The sequence below is a fragment of the Hansschlegelia beijingensis genome, assembly GCF_045505405.1.
GTDB lineage: Bacteria > Pseudomonadota > Alphaproteobacteria > Rhizobiales > Methylopilaceae > Methylopila > Methylopila beijingensis_A.
This window is the reverse complement of sequence record NZ_JBJKEX010000166.1, coordinates 1-6,458: the sequence shown is the minus strand read 5'-3', so window position 1 is coordinate 6,458 and position 6,458 is coordinate 1. Positions and strand designations below refer to the sequence as shown.

At 70.2% G+C, this 6,458-nt stretch carries 6 protein-coding genes and 1 pseudogene; 6 read left to right on the top strand and 1 reads right to left on the bottom strand.

Annotation, left to right across the window (positions count from 1 at the left end; translation table 11 throughout):
- Positions 1-2 precede the first annotated feature (2 nt).
- Genes ACIKT0_RS11175 through ACIKT0_RS11165 form a run of 3 tightly spaced genes read left to right on the top strand, consistent with a single transcriptional unit; the run spans position 3 to position 2,701 of the window.
- Positions 3-1,139 (top strand): pyridoxal phosphate-dependent aminotransferase, encoded by a 1,137-nt coding sequence (locus ACIKT0_RS11175; protein ID WP_407105420.1) that lies wholly within the window; start codon positions 3-5, stop codon positions 1,137-1,139.
- The gene (locus tag ACIKT0_RS11170) at positions 1,132-2,091 is read left to right on the top strand and encodes a prephenate/arogenate dehydrogenase family protein (protein ID WP_407105419.1); all 960 of its coding nucleotides are present in this window, start codon (positions 1,132-1,134) and stop codon (positions 2,089-2,091) included. The genes ACIKT0_RS11175 and ACIKT0_RS11170 overlap by 8 nt, the downstream gene beginning before the upstream one ends.
- A 31-nt stretch (positions 2,092-2,122) precedes the next feature.
- A complete protein-coding gene (locus ACIKT0_RS11165) occupies positions 2,123-2,701 on the top strand; it encodes a septation protein A (RefSeq protein ID WP_407105418.1) in 579 nt (192 codons plus the stop codon).
- Here the strand turns inward: ACIKT0_RS11165 and mdoH are convergent.
- Complete coding sequence (gene mdoH / locus ACIKT0_RS11160) at positions 2,674-4,599, bottom strand: glucans biosynthesis glucosyltransferase MdoH (protein ID WP_407105417.1); 1,926 nt, start codon at positions 4,597-4,599, stop codon at positions 2,674-2,676. The two genes, ACIKT0_RS11165 and mdoH, sit on opposite strands and share 28 nt — an antisense overlap.
- Positions 4,600-4,709: 110 nt before the next feature.
- Between mdoH and ACIKT0_RS11155 the strand changes: the two genes are divergently transcribed.
- The 3 genes and pseudogenes from ACIKT0_RS11155 to ACIKT0_RS11145 all read left to right on the top strand — a co-directional run.
- Positions 4,710-5,711 (top strand): zinc-dependent alcohol dehydrogenase, encoded by a 1,002-nt coding sequence (locus tag ACIKT0_RS11155; protein ID WP_407105416.1) that lies wholly within the window; start codon positions 4,710-4,712, stop codon positions 5,709-5,711.
- Positions 5,712-5,719: 8 nt separating this feature from the next.
- A complete protein-coding gene (locus ACIKT0_RS11150; RefSeq protein ID WP_407105415.1) occupies positions 5,720-6,124 on the top strand; it encodes a 6-pyruvoyl trahydropterin synthase family protein in 405 nt (134 codons plus the stop codon).
- Positions 6,117-6,458 (top strand): annotated as a pseudogene (locus tag ACIKT0_RS11145) (glycosyltransferase family 4 protein); the annotation flags it as partial. The gene ACIKT0_RS11150 and the pseudogene ACIKT0_RS11145, both read left to right, overlap by 8 nt.

Genomic DNA, 6,458 nt, shown 5'->3' with positions numbered 1-6,458 from the left:
GTTTGGCGGCGCGAGCTCGCGCGGAGGAAGCGATCCTGCGCGAAGGCCCCCGCCGGCCCGGCGCGCTCGCGATCGACATCTATGTGCCCGGCAAGAGCAAGGCTCCGGCAGGCGTGCCTCTGCGCAAGCTGTCCTCGAACGAGACCCCGTTCGGGCCAAGTCCCAAGGCCGTCGAGGCTTTCCGGGCGGCGGCCGCTGATCTCGAGATCTATCCTGACGGCGGAGCCCGCGCGCTGCGGGAGGCGATCGCCCGCGCTCACGGGCTCGATCCGGCCCGGATCGTCTGCGGCGCCGGTTCCGACGAACTGCTGTCGCTGCTGGCGCACGGCTATGTCGGCCCGGGAGACGAGGGGCTGTTCACCGAGCACGGCTTCCTGGTCTACCGGATCGCGATCCTCGCGGCCGGTGGGACGCCGGTCGTCGCGCCCGAGACGAACCTGACGGCGGACGTCGACGCGATCCTGGCCCGCGTCACCGACCGCACGCGCATCGTCTTCCTCGCCAATCCGAACAATCCGACGGGCACCTACCTGCCGTTCGACGAGGTGAAGCGGCTGCAGGCGGCACTGCCGCGCAACGCGCTGCTCGTGCTCGACGCCGCCTATGCGGAGTATGTGCGGGCGAACGACTACGCCGCGGGGATCGAGCTCGTCAGCTCCTGCGAGAACGTCGTGATGACCCGCACCTTCTCGAAGGCCTTCGGCCTTGCGAGCCTGAGGATCGGCTGGCTCTACGGGCCCGCCGGGGTCGTCGACGCGCTCAACCGCATCCGTGGCCCGTTCAATGTCTCGGGTCCGGCGATCGCGGCCGGGGCGGCGGCGGTCGCGGATCGCGAGCACATCGATCGGGCCGTGATGCACAACGCCCGGTGGCTGACGGAGCTGACCGAAGGAATCCGGGCGCTCGGGCTCACGGTCACGCCGAGCGTCGCGAACTTCCTGCTGATCCATTTTCCGGACGAGCCCGGGCGACGCGCCGCCGACGCGGACGCCTTCCTGACGCAACGCGGCCTGATCCTGCGCGCGGTCGGGGCTTATGGCCTGCCGAATGCGCTCCGCCTGAGCATCGGGTCCGAGGACGCCAACCGCGCGTTTCTCACCGCTCTCGGCGAGTTTGCGAAGGATCGCCAGCTTGGCTGAGCCTCTGTTCGACCGCCTGGCGATCATCGGCGTCGGGCTCATCGGCTCCTCGATCGCGCGGGCCGCCCGCAAGGCCGGTCTGGCGCGGACGATCGCGGCCGCCGACCAGGACGCCTCCGTGCGCGACCGCGTCGCGGCGCTTGGCCTGGCGGATGAAGTCTTCGAACGCTCGGGAGAGGCGGCGGCGGAGGCCGATCTCGTCATCGTTTGCACGCCTGTCGGCGTCTGCGGCGCTGTCGCGGCCGAGATCGGGCCGCGCCTGAAGCCGGGCGCGATCCTGACCGATGTCGGCTCCGTGAAGGGCGCCGTGGTCCGCGACATGGCCCCCCATGTGCCCGCGCACGCCCACTTCGTCCCGGCTCACCCGATCGCGGGCACCGAGGATTCGGGGCCGGACGCCGGCTTCGCGGAGCTGTTTGACGGACGCTGGGCGATCCTGACGCCGCTCGAGTCGGCCGACCAGGCCGCCGTCGCGGCGCTTCGGGCGTTCTGGGAAGGCGTTGGCGCGCGCGTCGACACGATGACGGTCGAGCATCACGACCTCGTCTTCGCGATTGTCAGCCACGTGCCTCATCTGATCGCCTACAACATCGTCGGGACCGCCGCCGACCTCGAGGAGGTTACCCAGTCCGAGGTGATCAAGTACTCCGCATCCGGCTTCCGAGACTTCACCCGGATCGCGGCGTCCGATCCGACGATGTGGCGCGACGTGTTCCTCAACAACCGCGATGCGGTGCTGCAGATGCTCGGCCGGTTCGTCGAGGACCTGACGGCGCTCCAGCGCGCGATCCGCTGGGGCGAAGGCGACAAGCTGTTCGAGCTGTTCACGCGGACCCGAGAGATCCGGCGCAGCATCATCGAGCAGGGCCAGGATACCGCCGCGCCCGATTTCGGCCGCAGAAACGCCCCGCCGGCCGGCGACCATGGCGCGATTTCACCTCCTGGGCCTTGATCGCGCGCCTGCGTAGAGTCAGAGGAAGTTCATGAGTTCCGCCCAGCGCGCGCCCCACTCCGTCCATCCGGTGATAAAGCTTGCGATGGAGCTCGGGCCCCTCGTGGTCTTCTTCATCGCCAATTCGCGAAGCAACCTGTTCACCGCCACGGCGCTGTTCATGGGGGCGACGGTGATCTCGCTGGCGGCGTCCTGGTTGCTGACGCGCCGGTTGCCGATCATGCCGCTCGTGTCGGGCGTGGTCGTGGTGGTGTTCGGCGGGTTGACGCTGGCGCTGCAGGACGAGCTGTTCATCAAGCTCAAGCCCACCATCGTGAACCTGCTGTTCGCAGGCGCCCTGTTCGGCGGGATCGCGTTCGGCAAGCCGCTGCTCGAGGTCGTGTTCGACCAGGCGTTCAACCTGACCCATGAGGGCTGGATGAAGCTGTCGCTGCGCTGGGCCTGGTTCTTCGTGTTTCTGGCCGCGGTCAACGAGGTGGTCTGGCGGACGCAGACCACGGATTTCTGGGTCGCCTTCAAGGTCTGGGGCATCATGCCCCTGACCATGATCTTCGCGATGGCGCAGGCGCCGCTGCTGCAGCGCTATTCCGCCGGGGCCGCCGCCGAGTAGCCGGCGCCCGGCTTCTCCGATCCCTCGAACCGGAACGGGGACAGTGGCTGGGCCCAGCGCGGCGGCTTGCGGGCCAGCCCCAGTCCCTCGCTGACGGCCCGCACCTCGGCCGGCGGGTTGGCCTCCTCCGGGATGGCTCCGATCCGCAGACGACTGCTCTCGCGCGACGTCAGGACGGCGAACGGAACGGCGAGCAGGAAGCTCGCCACCACGGGCGCGGCCCAGAACAGCACGGCAGGCGCAGACAGCGCGAACGACAGCGCGAGCGCGCCCCCGAAGGCGGTCGCGGGCCAGAGCAGCGCGGCGCTCTCGCGCCAGCCCACACGATCACCGCCGCGATTCTGCGCAGCCCAGCCGACGCCCCGGCGCAGCACGAACAGCCGGAACAGGAAGGCCGTGACCGTGAAGCTCACGATCGGTGCGAACAGCAGGCCGAACGAGATCTCCGCGGCGACGCTCCCAAGGAACACCGGGACCCCGCCGTAGCGGCGGCTTTCGTCCGGCCGCAGAGCGACGTCCAGATAGCCCATGATCTTCGGAGCGAAGAGCACCAGCATCATCACGGCGAGCAGCACCGTGCCGAGCGTCAGCGAGAACTCGCTCCCGCCGCTCACGGGGATCAGCGTCGGCGCGCCCCAGGCCTGCGCGGCCCCGGCGATCATGAAGCCCATCCAGGCCGGGGCGCCGAGATACATCAGGATCGCGATCAGCAGGTTCACGCGCCCGACGAAAGGAAGGCCGGGGCTGCCGATCAGCCGCAGATACTGCATGTTGCCCTGGCACCAGCGCAGGTTGCGCCGGATAAACTCGGTCAGCGTCGCGGGATTGTCCTCCCAGGAGCCGCTCTCCTCCGGCAGCACCCGCACCTCGTAGCCGGCCTTGCGCATCAGCACGGCCTCGTAGAGGTCATGGCTGAGCACGTCTCCGCCGAGCGGCGCGGCGCCCGGCACCTGCGGCAGGCGCGCGTGGTCGCGGAACGCCTTGGCCCGGATGGCGGCGTTGTGTCCCCAATAGGGACCGCAGTCGCCGCTCCACCACGCAGCGCCCATCGAGTAGGAGCGCATGCTGGCCCGCATGCCGAACTGGAACGCGCGGCCGAACACCGTGCGCGCCGGCAGGCCGACCACCAGCGTCTGAAGGATGCCGAGCCTGGGGTTCGCCTGCATGATCCGGACGAGCCGCAGGATCGTGGCCCCGGACATCACGCTGTCGGCGTCGAGCGTGATCATGACCTCGTAGCGGTCGGCCCAGCGATCCAGAAACTCCCGGATGTTTCCGGCCTTGAAGCCCTCATTGGTGTCGCGCCGGCGATAGATGACCCGGGTCGGGTCCTCGAGCCCGGCTCTCCAGGCGCTGATCGCGGCCTCTTCGTCCTCGATCAGATCGGGTTTCTGGCTGTCGCTGAGGACGAACAGATCGAAGCGGTCGCCGAAGGGCGTCGCCTCGAGGCTCGCCATGACGGCGTCGAGGCGGCGCACGACGCGCGCCGAATCCTCGTGGCGGATGCACATGACGATGGCGTGCCGCCCGTCCACCGGCGCGTCTGCGCGCGTCGTCAGGACGCAGGGCGCGACTGACGCGACGGGGTCCTTGGCGAACCGCAGCAGCGCAAAGCCGATCGTGGCGTTCCAGAAGCCGAGGACGATCCAGGGCGACGACACCAGGAAGCAGACGAACATCGCGAGCTCCGGCGCCGACCATCCGTCGCCGCCGATGACCTGGGCGAAGGAATAGGAGAGCGCCGCAAAGGTCGAGAGCGTAAGAGCGCCCATCGCGACGCGCCGCAGCCTGAGAGCCATGATCGACTGCGAGCCGGTCGGCGTCGTGCCGGCGCGGCGGCCGCTCGCGGTGGGGAGGCTGGGAGGGGCGGCCTGAAGCAGGTCGGTGTCTGAACGCATCTTACGCTTTCGGGTGGGCCGGACGAGGGACGGTCTGGCGGCTCCGGGGGGCGCCGCTATATCACTTCCGCGGTCGTCAAACCGGCACGACCTGCTCCGAATTTAGGCGGATGACAGTCACCGACAACGGCCCAGAGACACTAAGTGCCAGAGCCCTCTGGTATGACGGCCATGGCGGCGTCGAGCTTCGGGAGGAGCGTCTGGCCCGCCCGGACCCGCGGGAGCCGCTCGTCCGCACGCTTTTCTCCGGCGTGAGTCGCGGCACCGAGCGCCTCGTCTGCCGCGGCCGGGTGCCGGAAAGCGAGTGGCGGAGGATGCGCGCGCCCCGGCAGGAAGGCGAGTTTCCCGGCCCCGTGAAATACGGTTATGCCGCCGTCGGCCGGGTCGAAGCGGGCCCGTCGGACCTGACGGGTCGGATGGTGTTCTGCCTGAACCCGCACCAGGACGCGTTCTCCGCGCCGGCCTCGGCCCTTCACCCTCTGCCGGCTGGACTGCCGCCGCGCCGCGCGGTGCTGGCGGCCAATATGGAGACCGCCCTGAACGCGGTCTGGGATTCCGGCGCCGGTCCCTGCGACCGGGCCGTGGTGGTCGGCGGCGGCCCCGTGGGGCTTCTGACGGCGGCGCTGCTCAGCCGACTGCCGGGCGTCGAGGTCACGGTGGTCGATGTCGATGAGCAGAGGCGGGCCCTGGCGGAAAGCCTTGGCGCCGGCTTCGCGCCGCCGGGCGACGCGCCCCGCGACGCCGACGTCGTTTTCCACGCGAGCGCGACCGCGGCAGGCCTTGCGACTGCGCTCGCGGCGGCGGGCGAGGAGGCGACCGTCGTGGAGATGAGCTGGCATGGCGTCGACGACGTCGCGGTGCCGCTCGGCCGCGCGTTTCACGCGCGCCGGCTCAAGCTGGTGTCCTCACAGGTCGGCCAGGTCGCGCCGTCACGGAGGCCGCGATGGAGCGCACGACGACGCCTGGGCGCCGCGCTCGCGCTGCTCGCGGCCGACGAGCGCTACGACCTTCTGCTCGACACCGAAATTCCGTTCGACGACGCTCCCTCCGCCTTGCCGGACGCTCTGGCGCCGGGCGCGCAGGGCCTCGCCGTCGTTCTCCGCTACCCCTGAGGTTCGCCATGTACGCCGTCGAAGTCCGTGACCACATCATGATCGCCCACAGCCTGAAGGGCGACGTGTTCGGCCCCGCCCAGGCGCTGCATGGCGCGACCTTCGTGGTCGACGTCGCGTTCTTCCGGGAAGAGCTCGACCCCGACAACATCGTCGTCGACATCGGACGCGCCACCGAAGCCCTCAAGACCGCGCTCGCGCCGCTGAACTATCGGAACCTGGACGAGGCAGAGGAGCTGGCCGGACAGGTGACCACCACCGAATTCCTCTGCCGCCACATCTTCGACCGCATGGCGGAAGCCGCCCGGACAGGCGGTCTGGGAGCGCATGCCGCGGGCCTGACGCGGATCCGGGTCACGCTCGGCGAGTCCCATGTGGCCCGCGCCTGGTTCGAAGGGCCCGTAGGTGGGTGAATTCATCCTCGCCGCGCCCGGCGATCTCGCGACGCCGACGGGCGGCTATCTCTACGACGCGCGTATTCTGCGCGAGCTCCAGGCGCGCGGGCACGCGGCGCGCGCGCTGGCGCTGCCGGACGATTTTCCGCGGCCGACCGAGGCTTCGCTCGCTCGCAGCCTCGATCTGCTGGCCGCCGCTCCACGCGGCGCCACGCTGGTGATCGACGGGCTCGCCTTCGCTGAGTTGCCGGCCGAGAGACTTCGGGGCCTCGGCCGGCCGCTCGCCGCTCTGGTGCATCATCCGCTGGCGCTCGAGACCGGCCTCGCGCGCGCCGAAGCGGAGCGGCTCGAG

Coding starts and splice junctions, on each gene's coding strand:
- ACIKT0_RS11165 (WP_407105418.1), top strand. CDS start 2,123: ATGAGTTCCGCCCAGCGCGCGCCCCACTCCGTCCATCCGGTGATAAAG.
- mdoH (WP_407105417.1), bottom strand. CDS start 4,599: ATGCGTTCAGACACCGACCTGCTTCAGGCCGCCCCTCCCAGCCTCCCC.
- ACIKT0_RS11155 (WP_407105416.1), top strand. CDS start 4,710: ATGACAGTCACCGACAACGGCCCAGAGACACTAAGTGCCAGAGCCCTC.
- ACIKT0_RS11150 (WP_407105415.1), top strand. CDS start 5,720: ATGTACGCCGTCGAAGTCCGTGACCACATCATGATCGCCCACAGCCTG.